The organism is Streptomyces sp. CB00316 (assembly GCF_001905595.1).
Taxonomy (GTDB): domain Bacteria; phylum Actinomycetota; class Actinomycetes; order Streptomycetales; family Streptomycetaceae; genus Streptomyces.
The window spans coordinates 120632-138488 of sequence record NZ_LIXI01000011.1 but is presented as its reverse complement, the minus strand read 5'-3'; the positions used below and the strand labels follow the sequence as shown (position 1 = coordinate 138488).

Sequence of the window (17857 nt, the reverse complement as noted above, 5' to 3'; positions counted from 1 at the left end):
GCGCCACCGGAGCGGACCACGTCGCCTTTTCACCTTGTGTACGTGCCATGCGGACCGAACCCGCACCGCTCCTCGGTCTGCCGGCGGGGGTGGCAGACCGTTTTTCAGTTCAACCCGTGAGGTGTATGTGTCCAGGCTGCAAGCCGAGAACTTGTACAAAGTGTTCGGCCGACGACCCGATCAAGCCGTGCGAAAGCTCCAGAGCGGCACCGACCGCGACGAGCTCCGCGCCGACGGAGCGACCGCAGCGGTGATCGACGCCTCCTTCACGGTGGAGCCGGGCCAGATCTTCGTCGTGATGGGCCTGTCCGGCTCGGGCAAGTCCACGCTGCTCCGGATGCTCAACGGGCTGCTCGAACCCACCGCCGGACGCGTGCTCTTCGACGACCAGGACCTCACCGCCCTGAGCCCCCGCGAGCTGCGTCATGTGCGCTCCTCCAAGATCAGCATGGTCTTCCAGCACTTCGCGCTCTTCCCTCACCGGAGCGTCCTGGACAACGCGGCGTACGGCCTGGAGGTCCAGGGTGTACCCCGTTCCGAGCGGATCAGGCGTGCCACCGAGGCGCTGGAGCTGACCGGCCTCGCCGGCTGGGAGAACTCCTGGCCCGACGAGCTCTCCGGCGGTATGCAGCAGCGCGTCGGCCTCGCCCGCGCCCTGGCCACCGACGCCGACCTGCTTCTCATGGACGAGTCCTTCAGCGCGCTCGACCCGCTGATCCGGCGCGACATGCAGGACCAGCTCCTGGAGCTCCAGAAGCGGCTGAAGAAGACCATCGTCTTCATCACCCACGACCTCAACGAGGCCATGCGCCTGGGCGACCGGATCGCCGTGATGCGCGACGGGAGGATCGTCCAGCTCGGTACCGCCGAGGACATCCTCGTCACCCCGGCCAACGACTACGTCGCCTCCTTCACCCAGGACGTCGACCGCTCCCGGGTGCTCACCGCGGGCGCCATCATGGCCGAGCCGCACACCGTCATGGGCTCCACCACGACCGACGGCAAGGAACTGCGCACCCCCCAGGACGTCCTCGCGGCGGCCCCCGCCACGGTCGCGGAGTCCACGCCGATCATCGAGCTGTTCACCCCCTGCTCGCAGAGTGCGGACCCGGTGGCCGTCACCGACGCCAAGGGCAAGCTCGTCGGCGTCGTCCCCAGCTCCCGGCTGCTCGCCGTGCTCGGCGACCCGATGACGCCCACCGAGGCGCTCAAGGACTCCGCGGCACCGCACAAGACGCTCTCCGACAACGATGCCGCGAGGAAGGTGGCCAGTGTTTAGGCTCCCTCTCGGCGAATGGGTCGACTCCGCCGTCGACTGGCTCCAGACCCACCTCGCCTGGCTCTTCGACGCGATCAGCTCCATCGTCGCCGGCATGTTCGACGGCATAGCCGCCGTGCTCTCCGCCCCACACCCGCTCCTCTTCGCCGGCATCGTCGCGATCATCGCCTGGTGGCTGCGCGGTCTGCCGGCCGGGTTGCTGGCCTTCGTCGGGTTCGCCCTCATCGACTCCGTCGAGCTGTGGGCCGAGGCGATGGACACCCTCACCCTGGTGCTCGTCGCGACCCTGGTCACGCTGCTCATCGCCGTACCGCTGGGCATCTGGGCCTCCCGGTCCAGATCCGTCAGCGCGGTGATCCGGCCGGTCCTGGACTTCATGCAGACCATGCCCGCCATGGTCTACCTGATCCCCGGCGTCATCTTCTTCGGCGTCGGCGTGGTCCCCGGCATCATCGCCACCATCATCTTCGCGCTGCCTCCGGGCGTCCGGATGACCGAGCTCGGCATCCGCCAGGTCGACGGCGAACTCGTCGAGGCGGCCGAGGCCTTCGGCACCACCTCGCGCAACACCCTGCTGCGAATCCAGCTGCCGCTGGCGCTGCCCACGATCATGGCGGGCATCAACCAGGTCATCATGCTGGGCCTGTCCATGGTCGTCATCGCGGGCATGGTCGGCGGCGGCGGCCTCGGTGGCTCCGTCTACCGCGCCATCGGCAACATCGACGTCGGGCTCGGCTTCGAGGCGGGCATCTCCATCGTCATCCTCGCCATGTACCTCGACCGGATGACCGGCGCGCTCGGCCGCGAGGTCTCCCCGCTGGGCCGCCGCGCCGCCGCCAAGGCCCAGGCCTCCGTCGAGGGCTGGAGGATCTGGGCCTACCGCCCGCAGCCCGTCGTCGCGGTCGCCGGCATCGTGGCCCTCGCGCTCGTCGCGGGCGGCATGGGCATCTTCGGCGGCTCCGCCAAGAACACCGCCTCCGGCGCGGACGCCAAGGTCGGCGACGGCAAGAAGATCTCCATCGGCTACATCCCGTGGGACGAGGGCATCGCCTCCACCTTCCTCTGGAAGGAGATGCTGGAGCAGCGCGGCTACGAGGTCGACGTCAAGCAGTACGAGGCCGGCGCGCTCTACACCGGCATGGCCAACGGCCAGATCGACTTCCAGACCGACTCCTGGCTCCCCACCACCCACGCCAGCTACTGGAAGAGGTACCAGGACCGCCTGGAGGACATGGGTGCCTGGTACGCCCCCACCTCGCTGGAGCTCGCGGTCCCCGCGTACATGAAGGACGTCCGGTCGATGGACGACCTGAAGGGCCGCTCCGCTGAGTTCAAGGGCCGGATCGTCGGCATCGAGCCGAGCGCCGGTGAGATGGGCCTGCTCAAGGACAAGCTCCTGCCGGGCTACGGCCTGGACAAGGAGTACAAGCTCATCGACGGCTCCACGCCGTCCATGCTGGCCGAGTTGAAGCGCGCGTACGCCAAGAAGGAACCGATCGTCGTTCCGCTCTGGTCGCCGCACTGGGCGTACAACGAGTACGACCTCACCAAGCTCAAGGACCCCAAGAAGCTCTGGGGCGAGGGCGACGGCGTCCACACCCTGGCGCGCAAGGGCTTCTCCGCCGAGAACCCCGTGGTCGCCAAGTGGCTCAAGGACTTCAAGATGAGCGAGAAGCAGCTCACCAGCCTTGAGGCCGAGATCCAGAAGAGCGGCTCCGGCAAGGAGCAGGAGGCCGTCCGCACCTGGCTGAAGGCCAACCCGGGCGTCGCCGACAAGTGGTCCCCCGCCCCGGAGGACGCCAAGGCCGCCCCCGGGGGCAAGGACGAGCGCGACCGCGCCCTGGAGGTCGCCTGGTTCCCCTGGGAGGAGGACATCGCCGCCACGTACCTGTGGAAGGCGGTCCTGGAGGAGCGCGGCTACAAGATCAACCTCAAGCAGTTCGAGGTCGGTCCGATGTACGCCGCCATGTCGCGCGGCCAGATCGACGTGCAGTTCGACGGCTGGCTGCCGTACACGCAGAAGAACTACTGGGACAAGTACGGCGACAAGCTGACCAACCTCGGCTCCTGGTACGGGCCGACCTCCATCGAGGTCGCGGTCCCCGACTACGTCAAGGACGTCAAGACCCTCGACGACCTCAAGGGCAAGGGCTCGGACTTCAAGGGCCGGATCGTCGGCATCGAGCCCGGCACCGCCACCATGGAGAACCTCAAGACGAACGTCCTGCCGCAGTACGGCCTGGACAAGGAGTACAAGGTCCTGGACTCCTCCACGCCCGGCATGCTCGCCGAGCTGAAGCGCGCGTACGCCAAGAAGGAGCCCATCGCCGTCCTGCTCTGGACCCCGCACTGGGCGTACAACGAGTACGGCATGACCAAGCTGAAGGACCCGAAGAAGGTGTTCGGTGACGGCGACCGGCTGCACACCATCGCCTCCAAGGAGTTCCCGAAGCAGTACCCGCAGCTGACCAAGTGGTTCAAGGACTTCGAGCTGGACGAGAAGCAGCTCGGCGGCCTGGAGAACGAGATCCAGAAGCGCGGCGCGGGTCACGAGGAGGAAGCCGTGAAGGCCTGGATGGGCGAGAATCCGGACATCGCGGACACCATGGCACCCCAGTAAGGGCTGCCGGGCAGAAAATCGCAGGTGAGGGGTGGGTACCGCCGTCGGGCGGGGCCCACCCCTTCCGGCTGTCCGGGGGCCGATTACCGGACGTCTCGCGCAACCATGTGCGTAAGGTGCTGGCAGCCGGGAGGATGGCTGAGGTGGGAGGGAGCCCGGACATGGACGACAAGGACACCCCGCGGGTGGGTGCCGCGGTCCGCCGTCGGCGCCGCACCCTGGGCCTCACGCTGGCTGTGGTCGCCGAGCGCAGCGGCCTCTCCGTGCCCTTCCTCAGCCAGATCGAGAACGAGCGCGCCCGCCCCAGCGCCCGCTCCCTCGACCGGGTCGCCGAGGCCCTGGAGACCACCACCTCGCGGCTGCGGGCCGCCGCCGACTCGGCACGCGCGGTCGATGTCGTACGGGGTGAGGAGGGCGACGGCGTACGCCGCGTCGTGCGCGGCCGTCACCAGCTCAGCGCCCTGGAGTTCACCGGCGAGCAGGACCTCGGCCGCGAGTTCCAGCACCGCAACGACGAACTGATGTACGTCGTCGAGGGTGCCGCCGAGGTCGAGGCCGAGGGCCAGGCGTACCGGCTGGAGCGCGGCGACACCCTGTTCCTCTCCGGCGGCGTACGGCACCGCTGGCGGGCCACCCGGCCCGGCACCCGACTGCTGCTCGTCGCGGTCGCGGAGCACATCGACGCGACGTACGACTCGCGCCGCTGAGGGCCGGGAGCGCTGGTGCGTGTCGTCTCCCTGGTCCCCTCCCTCACCGAGGCGGTCGCCGTCACCGCCCCCGGGCTGCTCGTCGGCGTCACCGACTGGTGCACGCACCCCGAAGGTTTCACCGCCGTCCGGATCGGCGGCACGAAGAACCCGGACGTGGCCGCGATCACCGACCTCGCGCCCGATCTCGTCATCGCCAACGAGGAGGAGAACCGCGCCCCCGACCTCGCCGCACTCCGGGAGGCCGGGCTCGACGTCCTGGTCACCGAGATCCGCACCCTGGACGAGGCCTTCACCGAGCTGGACCGGGTCCTCACCACCGGATGCGGCCTGACCCGCCCCCGCTGGCTCGTCGAGGCCGAGGAAGCCTGGGCCACGCTCCCCGCCCCCGCCGCGAGCCCGCGCCCCGCCGTCGTACCGATCTGGCGCCGTCCCTGGATGGTCCTCGGCCGCGACACCTTCGCCGGTGACCTGCTGGCCCGCCTCGGCGTGCGCAACGTGTACGCGGACCACGTCGAGCGCTACCCGCGCATCCCGGTCGACGAGCTGAACGCCTCCGGCGCCGAGCTGGTCGTACTGCCGGACGAGCCCTACCGCTTCACCGCCGACGACGGGCCCGAGGCCTTCCCCGGCCTGCCCGCCGCCCTCGTCAACGGCCGCCTGCTCACCTGGTACGGGCCGTCGCTGCTCCAGGCGGCGCAGGAGCTGCCGTCAGCGCTCCGCTGACCACCCCGCCTACGGTCCGGACCCCCGCCACCGCCCACGCCACCACCAGGAACACGTAGAGCGCCACGGCCAGCCAGGTCAGGGCGTCCAGACCGGTGTGCCGGGCCAGTCCGGCCGCCCCCGTCACACACGTACCGACGGGGAACGTGAACGCCCACCAGGTCATCGCGAAACCCATACCCTCACGCGTCGCCCTGAGGACCATCGCCGCAGCCAGCGCCAGCCACAGCAGCGCGAAGCCCATGACCGGCACCCCGTAGAGCACCGCGAACGCACCGAACGCCGAGGCGTAGGGCCCCGCCACCGCACCCGGAGCCGCGTCGGCCAGCTGGTTGACGGCGGTCGTCGACTGGCCCAGCGGCCCCAGCACCAGGAAGAGCGTCGGGGTCGACGCGAGCGGCGGCGGCCCGTGGTGGACGAGCCGGGCGAAGACGAGCGGCAGCACCACCAGCGTGGCCAGCAGGGAGAGCCCGAACATCGCGTAGCAGGCCAGCAACAGCGCCTCCCGCCCCTGCCCGGCCGGCACATGGGCCACCAGCAGCGCGCCCTGCGAGGCCGAGACCATCGGCGCGACCAGCGGCAGCAACCAGACCGGCGACGCGGTCCCGGGCGCCGGACGGTGGCGTACGACCATCAGGTACGGCACCACCGCGGCGGCCACCAGGCCGATCGCCGTCCCCGCGGCGAACAGCACCACGTCCACGGCGAGCGCGGCCCGTACGCCGATGACGTCCGCGCCCACCGTCAGCGTGGCCCCGCCGACGGCGAGCAGCGCCATGGCCAGGCACCCGTAGAAGGGGGCGACGGCCGGGTCCAGGAGATGGGCGCGGGCCTGGTCGCGGTGGTGGAGCCAGTGGCCGGTCCGGGCGGCGAGGACGACCGCGAGGAGGACGGCCGACAGCGCCCACACCACCGTGCACGCGCCCCGCAGACCGGGCACGTCCACCGGGAGCGCCACCCCGGCGCTCGCGACGATCGCGGTGCCCATGACGCTGGCGTACCAGTTCGGGCCGATGTGCCGCAGGGACGGCAGCCGCCGTACGACCGGCCGCGTGTCCGTCCACCCGGCTGCCGGGCGGGGGAGGAGATCGGTGGTCCGGGTCCGCGGAAAGATGGCCATGCCACGATTCTTCGCGCGGGCCGGCTCCGTCCACCAGGGACTCCGCTCCTATGAGGTCATAAGCTGGCTTTATGCCCAGCGACGACCAAGCCCCCCGCGCCCCCCTCTCCCACCGGGTCCCCGACCTCGGAGCGCTGGAGCTGCTGCTCGCCGTCGCCCGCCACGGCAGCCTCGGGCGGGCCGCCAAGGACGTCGGCATCACCCAGCCCGCCGCCTCCAGCCGCATCCGCTCCATGGAACGGCAGCTCGGCGTCGCCCTGCTCGACCGTTCCCCGCGCGGCTCCCGGCTCACCGACGCGGGCGCGCTCGTCACCGACTGGGCGCGCCGGGTGGTGGAGGCCGCCGAGGCGTTCGACGCGGGGGCGCAGGCGCTGCGCGACCGGCGGGACTCCCGGCTGCGGGTCGCGGCCAGCATGACGATCGCCGAGTACCTGCTGCCGGGCTGGCTGATCGCTCTGCGCGCCGAGCGCCCCGACACCGCCGTCTCGCTCCTCGTCGGCAACTCGGCGGACGTCGCCCGGCGCCTGATCACCGGCGAGGCCGACCTGGGCTTCGTGGAGGGCCTGTCGATACCGGAGGGCCTGGACGCCACCGTCATCGCCCACGACCGCCTCGTCGTCGTGGTCGCCCCCAGCCACCCGTGGGCCCGCCGCCGCACCCCGCTGCTCCCCGACGAACTGGCCACCACCCCGCTGATCCTGCGCGAGCGCGGCTCCGGCACCCGGCAGGTCCTGGACGCGGCCCTCACCGTCCACGGCGGCCTCGCCCAGCCGCTGCTGGAGCTCTCGTCGACGACCGCCGTGAAGGGCGCGGCGGAGAGCGGCGCCGGACCCTGTGTCCTGAGCGAACTGGCCCTCGGCGAGGAGCTGTCGTCCCGCCGCCTGGTCGGGATCCCGGTCGCGGGCGTACGGCTGCGCCGCCAGCTGCGGGCCGTCTGGCCGGCGGGCCACCGCCCCACCGGACCGGCCCGCGACCTGCTCTCCCGCACCGGGCGGTCCACGGACACCTCCGGGCCCGCAACCGCTTCGAACACGCTGTGAAGGCCGCCTAGGGTGGCTCCATGAGCTTCGCGACGCCGCCCGGCTGGTACCCGGACGCGGGGACATCCGGTACCGACCGCTGGTGGGACGGCACGGCCTGGACCGCGCACACCCGCCCGTCCGCCGCCGCGCACTTTGCACCGTACGAACCGTCGCACCCGCCGTACGCTCCCCAGGCGTTCGGGCCGCCGACCACACCCCCGCCTCCCCGGGGCGGCAGCCGAACGCGAGCCCTGGCGATCACCCTCTCGGGCCTGCCGGTCCTGGGCGCGGCCGTCACCGCCGCCATCCTGCTGGGCCCCGACGACAGCGGTACGCGAGCGGCTCCGGGCCCGACCGCCTCCGACCCGCCCCCCACCGCACCCGCCACCTCCACGGCGCCCACCCCGGAAGACAGCCCGGGCGGCGACCCCCGCGTACTCGTCGACCAGCTCAACGGGATCACGCTGGTGGTGCCCGACGGCTGGGAGAAGGCGAAAAACACCTCCGACGACGCCCCCACCATCCGTACCGCCGTCTCCTACGACTGCCCCGGCACCTCCGCGTCCTTCTGCTACCGGGGCACCGTCTCCACCCGCACCGCCCGGGCCGGCCGGACCGACCCCAGGGCGATCGCCGCAGCCGACATCACCGCCGCCGCCGACCGGGCCTACGAGGAGGACATCCTCGGCCGGCGCATCCACGGCGGCATCACTTCCCACCAGGTGCTCAAGGCGGAGCCGGTGGCGGTCGCCGGACGCACCGGGTACCTGGTGCGCTGGCGGGTCGTCACCGCGAAGGGCCCCGGCGGGGTGGTGCAGTCCGTGGCCTTCCCGTCGACCGTGGGCAGCGAGACCCCGGTGATCGTCCGGCTCGCCTTCGACGCGGACCGGCCGGAGCTGCCGGTCTCCCTGATGGACACGATCACGAGGTCGATCCGCCCGATCGGGGACGGCGCGACGAGCGGTGGCGTGGGAGCGTCGATCGGCCCCTGAGCACTCTCAGCCCAGGTTCAGAGGAAGGTCTTCCCCTCGCCCCGGTACGTCGGAACGGTCGCCGTGATCCGATCGCCCTCGATCAGCTGGAGCGCGTCGAAGCGCTCGCACAGCTCACCGGCCTTGGCGTGCCGGAACCAGACCTTGTCACCGATCAGCAGGTCGTCGGCGGGGGAGCCCAACAGCGGCGTCTGGACCTCGCCCGCGCCTTCCTGCGGGTCGTAGCGCAGCCCTTCCGGGAGGTACGGAACCGGGGAGCGGTCCGCCCCGGCCGCGCCGGAGGCCGGGTAGCCGCCGCCGAGGACCGTCACCACGCCCACGCCCGGCCGGCGCACCACGGGCTGGGCGAACAGGGCCGCCGGGCGGGCGGTGAACGACGTGTAGTTGTCGAAGAGGCGCGGCACGTACAGCCCCGAACCCGCCGCGATCTCCGTCACCGCGGCCTCGGCCGCCGTGTGCTGCACGCTGCCGGTGCCGCCGCCGTTGACGAACTCCAGGTCGGGGGCGACCGCGCGGACCGCCCGGACCACCTCGGCCCGGCGGGCCGCCAGCTCCCTACGGGCGGTCGCCTGCATCAGCCGGATCGCCCGGGACCGCAGCGGCCGCCCCGCCAACGAGTCGCCGACCCCGGCGACATGACCCTCGTACGCCATCAGCCCCGCCAGCCGGAAGCCCGGCCTGCGCGCCACCGAGCGGGCCAGCTCGGCGAGTTGCGCGGGGGAGCGCAGCGGCGAACGGAGCGCCCCGATCCTGATCCGGCCGCCCAGCAGCTGGAGCGAGGTGTCGAGCTCCAGGCAGACCCGGATCTCCTCCTGGCCGCCGGCCCGGGAGGCGTCGATCAGCTCCAGCTGGGAGTGGTCGTCCACCATCACCGTCACCGCGGCGGCCAGCTTGGGATCGGCGGCCAGCTCGGCGAAGGCGCTCCGGTCGGCCGACGGATAGGCCAGCAGCACGTCCTCGAACCCGGCGCGCGCCAGCCACAACGACTCCGCCAGCGTGTACGACATGATCCCGGCGAACCCGGGGCGCGCGAGCACCCGCTCCAGCAGGGCCCGGCACCGCACGGACTTGCTCGCGACCCGGACCGGCTTCCCGCCCGCCCGGGCCACCAGATCGTCGGCGTTGTCGTCGAAGGCGTCCAGATCGACGATCGCGATCGGGGCGTCGAGATGGGCGGTGGCCCGGTTGTACCGGGTCCGGTCAGCGGCGCGGGCAGTCATGGCCGCAGCTTGCCAGAGAGCGCTACCCCTGGGTAGGGGACGTTCGGGGCAGATCCGCCGAGGCCGGGCGTCCCGTTCCCCGCCGTGCGCCCGCAGCCCGTAGAGTGACGGGCACGCGAGCACCAACGCGCCTGACGGTGGCGGTGATCCGTGGTCGGTACGGGGACGTGAACCAGGGGGCCGGATGAGTACCGAAGCGCAGCGCGCTCCCGTGCCGCCCCGCCCGACGACACCACCGGCCCCGGCGGTCCCTCCACCTGCGCAGGCCCCTCGCGGCGCGGGCGCCCCGCAGACGTCGGGCGCCTCACCCACCCCGCCGGCCCCGCGCCCCCCGCAGACACCGCCCACCACCCCCGTACCGCCGAACACAGCACCCCCCACCGCCTCGTCGGCACCCGCGCCCGCCCCGTGCCCCACGCACCCCGGGGCCGGGCCGCCTCCCGCCTTCACCATCCAGAAGCGCAGGCCCGTGGGGGCCGTCGACATGACCCCGGCACCGGGAGCCGTCCCGCCGCCCCCGGGCGCGTACCGCGTACCGGCCCGCTACGGCTACCCCGAGACGCCCGTGGAGACCACCACCCGGCTCCGCCCGGTCCCGCCCCGGCAGCGGTGGAGGGCCCCCGTGGCCGCGGCCTGCGTGGTCCTCGGGCTCGGGCTGATCGGCGGCGCGGCCACCGGGGCCTGGCTCACCGGCGACTCCTCCGCCGAACCCACCCGGACCCCGTACACCGAAGGCCGTACCGTCTGGCACAGCGTCCCCGTCGACACGCTCTTCCCGCGCACCCTCAAGGGCACCGGGGCCGGGCCCGGCGGTACGAACCGCACCTGGACCCGGCTCGCCGTCGCCGCCGACAGCGACTGCTCCAAGGGGCTCGACCCGCTGCTGCGCACCACCCTCCGGTCCGTCGGCTGCGAGCGGATGGTGCGGGCCACCTACACCGACTCGACCCGCTCCGCCGTCACCACCGTCGGCATGGTCGTCACCGAGGCCGACGCCGCCGGGATGCAGTCCCTGAGCACCCGGTTCACCGAGCAGAAGCTCGCCGCACGCAAGGACCTGATGCCGCGTACGTACGCCCCCGAGGGCACCGTCGCCGCCGGCTTCGGCGACCGGCAGCGGGCCAGCTGGATCGTCCGGCCGCTGACCGAGATCCCGGTCGTCGTCTTCGCCGTGTCCGGCTTCGCCGACGCGCGTACCGTCGCCGAGCCGCAGCCCGCCGAGGCGGCGACCCGGACGCCCGCCACCTCGGACGTCGCCCAGGCCGGCCTCGGCCACGAGGCGAAGGGCATCGCGGACCGGGTGGAGCGAGGGCTGCGCAGGACCGTAACCGATCTTGTGGAGCCGCCCGCATGACCCGACGACGACCCCACCGCGTCCTCGCCGCGGTCTGCGCCGCCGCCGTCCTCGCGCTCGCCCCCGCACTCCCCGCCCAGGCGGACGCCATCCGCGACCAGCAGTGGGCCCTGGCGGCCATGCACACCGACCGCGCCTGGCAGACCACCCAGGGCGAGGGGGTCACCGTCGCGGTCCTGGACACCGGGGTCGACGGCACCCACCCCGACCTCGCGGGCCAGGTGCTCCCCGGCGAGGACCTCGTCGGCTTCGGCGCCACCAAGGGCGACCCCTCCTGGGCCCTCCACGGCACCGCGATGGCCGGGATCATCGCCGGCCGCGGCAACGGCCCCGGCCGCGCCGACGGCATCCTCGGCATCGCCCCCGAGGTCAAGATCCTGCCCGTGCGGGTGATCCTGGAGTCCAAGGACCCGGCCCGCGCCAAGGCCCGCAAGACCCGTGGCACCGCGCTGGCCCAGGGCATCCGCTGGGCCGCCGACAACGGCGCCGACGTCATCAACCTCTCCCTGGGCGACGACAGCGAGTCCGCCCACCCGGACCCGGGCGAGGACTCCGCCATCCAGTACGCCCTGTCCAAGGGCATCTCCGTGGTCGCCTCGGCGGGCAACGGCGGCGAGAAGGGGGACCGGATCTCCTACCCGGCCGCCTACCCCGGCGTGATCGCGGTCGCCGCCGTCGACGAGTACGGCACTCACGCCTCCTTCTCCACCCGCCGCTGGTACGCCACCGTCAGCGCGCCCGGCGTGGACATCGTCGTCGCCAACCCGGACGGCCACTACTACATCGAGTGGGGCACGTCGGCGGCCGCCGCGTTCGTCTCCGGTGCCGTCGCCCTGGTCCGCGCGGCCCACCCCGGCCTCGACCCCGCCCAGATCAAGAAGCTCCTCGCCGACACCGCCCGCGACGCCCCCGCCGAGGGCCGCGACGACGCCCGGGGCTACGGCATCGTCGACCCGGCGGAGGCCATCGAGGCGGGCTCCCGGCTGCGCCCCGGGGAGCTGAGCGCCCAGACCGCCACGGCGGGCCACGGCAAGAAGTTCTTCGGCCCCGGCCCGACCCCGCCCCCCGCCGACGACACCCCGGTCAACTGGGCGGCCCCGCTCGCGGGCGGTCTGGGCGCGGCCCTGCTGGCAGCGGCCGTCGTCCTGTGGCGCGGCCGGAACGCGCCGGGCCATCGCTGACCGGACCGCGCGGCCCCTCGCGCCCGCCGCCCTACGGCCGCTCACCGCGCCGCACGACGACGACCGCCGCGAGGCCCAGGGCCAGGCCGAGCGCGGTCGGGGGCGAGGTACTCCACACACGGCGCCGAGGGCCTGGCCCCGACGCTCATGCTGCCCCACGAGGGCGCGTTGGTCGCCCACGGCCTGAACGTCTTCCCCGACCCCTTCACGCACGCCCGCGACGAGGGCCGCGCCCTCCTGGCGACGGCAGGGCGAGGTGGCGGCGCCCGAGCCTCGCCTGCCGACCACGCCTGGGCCCCGCCCCTGCGGCGGAGGCCCCGCCCCCCAGGCACTACGCTCGTCCCGTGGCGCTCAAGAACATCCCGGACTCCGGCTTCTCCGACGACGACGGCTCGGCCTCCCCCGCCCTGACCAGCGCACTCGACGCCTGGTCGCGGGACCGGAGCGCCGTCGGCCCGGTCCTGGCGGCGCTGCGCGAGGCCCGGCTCCTGGTCCCCGTCGTCGCCGTCCTCGGCGAGGTCGAGGAGGACGAGAACGGCTTGCGGCGTGAGAAGACCAGCGACATGGCCGTCCCGACCCTCAAGGCGGGTGACCGGCGCGCACTGCCCGCCTTCACCTCGACCCACTCGCTGGCCCGCTGGGACCCCGAGGCCCGCCCCGTCGCCGTACCGCTGCACCAGGCCCTCCAGGCCGCCGCGCACGAGAAGGCCGACACCGTGGTGCTGGACCTCGCCGGGCCCGTCGCCTTCGAGCTGAGCGGCCAGGCCCTTCTGGCGCTCGCCGAGAACCGCACCAGCACCGACCCGCTCCAGGACCCCGCGGTGATCGACGCCGTACGTGAGGTCGTCGCCGCCGAACCCGCCGTGCTCCGCGCGCACCTCGGCCCGGGCCGGGCCGACGGCACCCTCGCCCTGGTCCTCGCCCCGGACGCGGTCCCCGCCGAGGCGGTCCGCCGGGTCGCCGAGGCGCTCTCCGGCAGCGAGGCGCTGAGGGCCCGGCTGGTCGGCGGGCTGGACCTGGCCCTGCTGCCGGCCGGAGCCACCGCGCCGGGGGAGCCCCTGTTCAGCCGCTGAGCCCGGACATGCGAGAGCCCGCCGCCCCGACGAGGGGAGGCGGGCTCACGCACGTACGAACAGGTGTTCAGCCGTAGACCGGGCCCGTGTACTTCTCGCCGGGGCCCTGGCCGGGCTCGTCCGGCACCAGGGAGGCCTCGCGGAAGGCGAGCTGAAGCGACTTCAGGCCGTCGCGCAGCGGGGAGGCGTGGAAGGTGCTGATCTCCGTGGTGGAGGCGTCCAGCAGGCCGGCCAGGGCGTGGACCAGCTTGCGGGCCTCGTCGAGGTCCTTGTGGTCCTCGCCCTCCTCGGTGAGGCCGAGCTTCACCGCCGCCGCGCTCATCAGGTTGACGGCGACCGTCACGATGACCTCGACGGCCGGGACCTCCGCGATGTCGCGGGCCATGGCGTCGAAGCCGGGGTTCTCACTGCTGGTGGGGGTCGCGTCGCTCATGCCCACACGATAAGGCCCGGCGGCGGCCGCCCTTCGCCCGGGAGCCCCGCGGACTCAGGATTAGCGCCCCCGCGACCGGGCTGCTAACCTTGTGTAACGACCGGCCGGACACCTATGTGCTCGGCCCACAAGTGGAGGCTCCGATCTCCCACCTGACCGTCCTCGCGGACGGCGGGTCACCGGTCAGGCGGTCCCCATCGTTCCGTACGGACGATGGAGCCGCTCGATGCGCCCCGCGGTTGACCGCGGCGGTGCTCCGGTAGTTGATGGAGCCCCGCCTGTGTCCCGTCCGGGGCATTTTTGCCGTTCCGGCTCGGTTGGTCTTGAGACACACACGTAACGCGGCTGTCCGCCAGGCGGTCGCGTGGTGCTACCGAGGAGGATCCATCAGCGCCGAGCCCCGCATCAACGACCGGATTCGCGTTCCCGAGGTCCGACTTGTCGGTCCCAGTGGCGAGCAGGTCGGGATTGTTCCGCTTGCCAAGGCCCTGGAACTCGCACAGGAGTATGACCTCGACCTGGTCGAGGTGGCGGCGACAGCCCGTCCGCCCGTGTGCAAGCTCATGGACTACGGGAAGTTCAAGTACGAGTCGGCCATGAAGGCCCGTGAGGCGCGCAAGAACCAGGCGCACACGGTCATCAAGGAGATGAAGCTCCGGCCGAAGATCGACCCGCACGACTATGACACCAAGAAGGGTCACGTCGTCCGGTTCCTCAAGCAGGGCGACAAGGTCAAGATCACGATCATGTTCCGTGGTCGTGAGCAGTCCCGCCCGGAGCTGGGCTTCCGACTGCTCCAGCGTCTTGCTTCGGACGTGGAGGACCTGGGCTTCATCGAGTCCAACCCGAAGCAGGACGGCCGGAACATGATCATGGTTCTGGGCCCGCACAAGAAGAAGACCGAAGCCATGGCCGAGGCCCGTGAGGCCCAGGCCGCCCGCAAGGCGGAGCGTCAGGGCACGACCGACGCCGCGCCCGAGCACGACACCGCCGAGGCTCCGGCCGAAGCGGCCGAGACACCTTCCGAGGCGTGACCTTCGGGGGCTGCCATCCAGGCGCCCCCGGGTCCCCCGGAATCCCCATAGAGATCTGACGCCCCTGCAGTCCGGTGCCCGGCACCGTGAGGGGCGCCACTGACGAGGAGAGAACGGCGCGATGCCGAAGAACAAGACGCACAGCGGTGCCAGCAAGCGCTTCAAGATCACCGGCTCCGGCAAGGTGCTCCGTGAGAGGGCCGGCAAGCGCCACCTTCTCGAGCACAAGTCGTCCAAGAAGACCCGCTCGCTGACCGGCACGGTCGTCGTGGCTCCGGCCGACGCCAAGAAGATCAAGAAGCTTCTCGGCAAGTGAGGTCCGGCCCCCGGACCTTCTCCGGGGGCACGACCTCGATCACACCGGGACCAATTCGTTTCCGGGCCGTGTGAAGACACCCACGGCCCCGCTACAAGGAGTCAACTAGTGGCACGCGTCAAGCGGGCAGTCAACGCCCACAAGAAGCGCCGGGCAATCCTCGAGGCGGCCAAGGGCTACCGCGGGCAGCGCTCGCGCCTGTACCGCAAGGCCAAGGAGCAGGTCACCCACTCCCTGGTCTACAACTACAACGACCGCAAGAAGCGCAAGGGCGACTTCCGTCAGCTGTGGATCCAGCGCATCAACGCCGCTGCCCGCCAGAACGGCATGACGTACAACCGCCTCATCCAGGGTCTGAAGGCCGCCAACATCGAGGTGGACCGCAAGATCCTGGCCGAGCTCGCGGTCAACGACGCCAACGCGTTCGCCGCTCTCGTCGAGGTCGCTCAGAAGGCCCTCCCGAGCGACGTCAACGCCCCGAAGGCCGCCTGATCCAGGCGCCACCTTCCAGGTACGTGAACCGGACCCGCAGGCGCACGCCGTCTGCGGGTCCGGTGCGTTGCCGCTGAACTTCACCGCCGTCACCAGAGAGGCTCGTCGCCGACCATGGGCACCCCCGAACTGATCTCCCCGCGCTCCCCGCGCGTCGCCGCCGCCCGCCGGCTGGCCCGCCGCAACTTCCGCGGCAAGGAGCGCAGGTTCATCGCCGAGGGGCCCCAGGCCGTGCGGGAGGCCGCCGCCCACCGGGGCGGGGACGGCGAGCCGACGCTCATCGAGCTGTTCGCCACCCCCGAGGCCGCCGACCGGTACGCCGACATCGTCGACGCCGCCCACGCCGCGGGGGCCAGGGTCCACCTGGCGGGCGACGACGTCCTCGCCGACGTCTCGCAGACCGTCACCCCGCAGGGGTTGATCGGCGTCTGCCGCTTCCTGGACTCCCCGTTCCAGGAGATCCTGGACGCGAAGCCCACCCTGGTGGCGGTTCTGGCCAACGTCCGCGACCCCGGGAACGCCGGTACGGTACTGCGCTGCGCCGACGCGGCCGGTGCCGACGCCGTGGTGCTGACCGATGCCTCCGTGGACCTGTACAACCCCAAGTCCGTACGGGCGTCGGTCGGTTCGCTCTTCCACCTGCCCGTCGCCGTCGGCGTCCCCGTCGAGCAGGCCGTGCGGGGGCTCCGGGACGCCGGGGTGCGCATCCTCGCCGCCGACGGGGCCGGGGACGACGACCTGGACGACGAGCTGGACGCCGGCACCATGGGCGGGCCCACCGCCTGGGTCTTCGGCAACGAGGCCTGGGGGCTGCCCGAGGAGACCCGGGCGCTCGCCGACGCCGTCGTCCGCGTCCCCATCCACGGCAAGGCGGAGAGCCTCAACCTCGCCACCGCCGCCGCCGTCTGCCTCTATGCCTCCGCCCGCGCCCAGCGCCCGCGCCGCACCCCCGACGCGTAATCGCAGGCCGTCCGACGGCCCGTCACCGAACGGTCCCGGCCATTCCGCTTCCCCGCCCACCGGCGCACTCCCACCGCGCGCCCCCACAGGGTGTCGCGGGCTCGCCGACGGCTAGTAGGGTGACGAACTCGGGGGCCCACTGCACCGGTTCGAGAGGTGGGGATAGGGGAAAATGGCTGTCGGCATGAGCTCGCCGCGACCGGCGCACACCGCTGTCGGCAGCGCGGACGGCACCGGCTTCGGACACCTGGACGCCCTCTCCGCCGGCCTCGACCCCGACGACCTGCCCGACGGGCTCGTCGTCGCCGACGGGAGCGGCCGTGTCGTCTGCTTCAACGCCGCCGCCACCCGCATCACCGCCACCCCCCGTGCCGGGGCGATCGGCCGCCCCCTGGACGTGGCCCTCCCGCTGGAGGACCTCAAGGGCAAGCGCTGGTGGGCGCTGACCGACCCGTACGGCGGCCTCGCCACCCGTAACGGCCAGCCTGAGCGGAACCTGCTGCTGCCCGGCGGCCGCGAGGTGCTGGTCTCCGCCCGGTACGTACGCGAGCATCCGCTCGGCCCGGTGTGCCGGGTCGTCGTCTCGCTGCGCGGCACCGAGGCCCGCCGGCGTACCGAACGCAGCCACGCCGAGCTGATCGCCACCGTCGCCCACGAGCTGCGCTCCCCGCTGACCTCGGTGAAAGGGTTCACCGCCACCCTGCTCGCCAAGTGGGAGCGGTTTACCGACGACCAGAAGCGGCTGATGCTGGAGACCGTCGACGCCGACGCCGGCCGGGTCACCCGGCTCATCGCCGAGCTCCTCGACATCTCCCGGATCGACTCCGGCCGCCTGGAGCTGCGCCGCCAGCCCGTCAACATCGCCGCCGCCGTCGCCCGCCACATCCAGGCCCTCATCGCGGGCGGCCAGGCCCCCGACCGCTTCCGGGTCCGCGCCCGGGGGCCGCTGCCCGATCTGTGGGCCGACCCCGACAAGATCGACCAGATCCTCGGCAACCTCCTGGAAAACGCGGTGCGCCACGGCGAAGGAACCGTCACCATCGATATCGCCCCCGCACCCGCGCCGGGTGCCTGCGACGAGATGGGAACGGCGGTCACCGTGAGCGACGAAGGCCCCGGCATCCCCGAGGAGTCGATGGGCCGTGTCTTCACCCGCTTCTGGCGGGGGAGCAAGCGCGGCGGCACCGGACTGGGCCTCTACATCGTCAAGGGCATCGTCGAGGCGCACGGCGGGACCATCACCGTCGGCCGGGGGCCCGGCGGCGGGGCCGAGTTCCGTTTTATTCTGCCCGTGAGCATGCCCGCCTACCTGGTGTGAGCAGCCCACG

The 17857-nt window shown here is 72.7% G+C and carries 17 protein-coding genes; 14 read left to right on the top strand and 3 right to left on the bottom strand.

Annotated elements, in window-relative coordinates; translation table 11 throughout:
- The first annotated feature begins 187 nt into the window (after positions 1-187).
- From AMK21_RS27560 to AMK21_RS27545, 4 genes are all read left to right on the top strand, one after another.
- On the top strand, positions 188-1279 hold the full coding sequence (locus AMK21_RS27560; RefSeq protein WP_073881892.1) for a quaternary amine ABC transporter ATP-binding protein: 1092 nt from the start codon (positions 188-190) through the stop codon (positions 1277-1279).
- Positions 1272-3899 (top strand): ABC transporter permease/substrate binding protein, encoded by a 2628-nt coding sequence (locus AMK21_RS27555; RefSeq protein ID WP_073881891.1) that lies wholly within the window; start codon positions 1272-1274, stop codon positions 3897-3899. The genes AMK21_RS27560 and AMK21_RS27555 overlap by 8 nt, the downstream gene beginning before the upstream one ends.
- 161 nt (positions 3900-4060) lie before the next feature.
- Entirely contained in the window at positions 4061-4606 is a 546-nt protein-coding gene (locus tag AMK21_RS27550; RefSeq protein WP_015607480.1) for a helix-turn-helix domain-containing protein, read from the top strand.
- Positions 4607-4621: 15 nt separating this feature from the next.
- Positions 4622-5332, top strand: a complete 711-nt coding sequence (locus AMK21_RS27545) for a helical backbone metal receptor (RefSeq protein ID WP_073881890.1) — start codon at positions 4622-4624, stop codon at positions 5330-5332.
- Here AMK21_RS27545 and AMK21_RS27540 read toward each other — a convergent pair.
- On the bottom strand, positions 5271-6452 hold the full coding sequence (locus tag AMK21_RS27540; protein ID WP_073881889.1) for a TDT family transporter: 1182 nt from the start codon (positions 6450-6452) through the stop codon (positions 5271-5273). The genes AMK21_RS27545 and AMK21_RS27540 overlap by 62 nt on opposite strands.
- Before the next feature lie 71 nt (positions 6453-6523).
- Here AMK21_RS27540 and AMK21_RS27535 point away from each other — a divergent pair, with 71 nt between their 5' ends.
- Both AMK21_RS27535 and AMK21_RS27530 read left to right on the top strand, forming a co-directional pair.
- Positions 6524-7492 carry a LysR family transcriptional regulator gene (locus AMK21_RS27535; RefSeq protein ID WP_073881888.1) on the top strand — a complete coding sequence of 323 codons (969 nt, stop codon included), beginning with the start codon at positions 6524-6526 and terminating at the stop codon, positions 7490-7492.
- A 20-nt stretch (positions 7493-7512) separates the two neighbouring features.
- Positions 7513-8466: a DUF2510 domain-containing protein gene (locus tag AMK21_RS27530; protein WP_073881887.1), complete on the top strand. Its 954-nt coding sequence runs from the start codon at positions 7513-7515 to the stop codon at positions 8464-8466.
- Between the two features lie 17 nt (positions 8467-8483).
- Here AMK21_RS27530 and AMK21_RS27525 read toward each other — a convergent pair whose 3' ends face one another.
- Positions 8484-9686 carry an amino acid deaminase/aldolase gene (locus tag AMK21_RS27525; RefSeq protein WP_073881886.1) on the bottom strand — a complete coding sequence of 401 codons (1203 nt, stop codon included), beginning with the start codon at positions 9684-9686 and terminating at the stop codon, positions 8484-8486.
- 484 nt (positions 9687-10170) lie between these two features.
- Here AMK21_RS27525 and AMK21_RS27520 point away from each other — a divergent pair, with 484 nt between their 5' ends.
- From AMK21_RS27520 to AMK21_RS27505, 3 genes are all read left to right on the top strand, one after another.
- A complete protein-coding gene (locus AMK21_RS27520) occupies positions 10171-11040 on the top strand; it encodes a hypothetical protein (protein ID WP_073882106.1) in 870 nt (289 codons plus the stop codon).
- Complete coding sequence (mycP, locus tag AMK21_RS27515) at positions 11037-12221, top strand: type VII secretion-associated serine protease mycosin (protein WP_073881885.1); 1185 nt, start codon at positions 11037-11039, stop codon at positions 12219-12221. Before AMK21_RS27520 ends, mycP begins: the two co-directional genes overlap by 4 nt.
- A gap of 344 nt (positions 12222-12565) precedes the next feature.
- Positions 12566-13294, top strand: coding sequence for an SseB family protein (locus AMK21_RS27505; RefSeq protein ID WP_073881884.1), 729 nt, complete (start codon positions 12566-12568; stop codon positions 13292-13294).
- A gap of 67 nt (positions 13295-13361) precedes the next feature.
- Here the strand turns inward: AMK21_RS27505 and AMK21_RS27500 are convergent, their stop codons facing one another.
- Positions 13362-13727: a DUF1844 domain-containing protein gene (locus AMK21_RS27500; RefSeq protein WP_073881883.1), complete on the bottom strand. Its 366-nt coding sequence runs from the start codon at positions 13725-13727 to the stop codon at positions 13362-13364.
- Positions 13728-14050: 323 nt separating this feature from the next.
- Here AMK21_RS27500 and infC point away from each other — a divergent pair, with 323 nt between their 5' ends.
- From infC to AMK21_RS27475, 5 genes are all read left to right on the top strand, one after another.
- Positions 14051-14761 carry a translation initiation factor IF-3 gene (infC, locus tag AMK21_RS27495; RefSeq protein WP_214961713.1) on the top strand — a complete coding sequence of 237 codons (711 nt, stop codon included), beginning with the start codon at positions 14051-14053 and terminating at the stop codon, positions 14759-14761.
- Between the two features lie 121 nt (positions 14762-14882).
- Complete coding sequence (gene rpmI, locus AMK21_RS27490) at positions 14883-15077, top strand: 50S ribosomal protein L35 (RefSeq protein ID WP_003970213.1); 195 nt, start codon at positions 14883-14885, stop codon at positions 15075-15077.
- A gap of 108 nt (positions 15078-15185) precedes the next feature.
- Complete coding sequence (gene rplT, locus AMK21_RS27485; RefSeq protein WP_007457565.1) at positions 15186-15569, top strand: 50S ribosomal protein L20; 384 nt, start codon at positions 15186-15188, stop codon at positions 15567-15569.
- A 114-nt stretch (positions 15570-15683) separates the two neighbouring features.
- Entirely contained in the window at positions 15684-16529 is an 846-nt protein-coding gene (locus AMK21_RS27480; RefSeq protein WP_073881881.1) for a TrmH family RNA methyltransferase, read from the top strand.
- A gap of 172 nt (positions 16530-16701) precedes the next feature.
- A complete protein-coding gene (locus tag AMK21_RS27475; protein WP_073881880.1) occupies positions 16702-17847 on the top strand; it encodes a sensor histidine kinase in 1146 nt (381 codons plus the stop codon).
- The last annotated feature ends 10 nt before the right edge of the window (positions 17848-17857 follow it).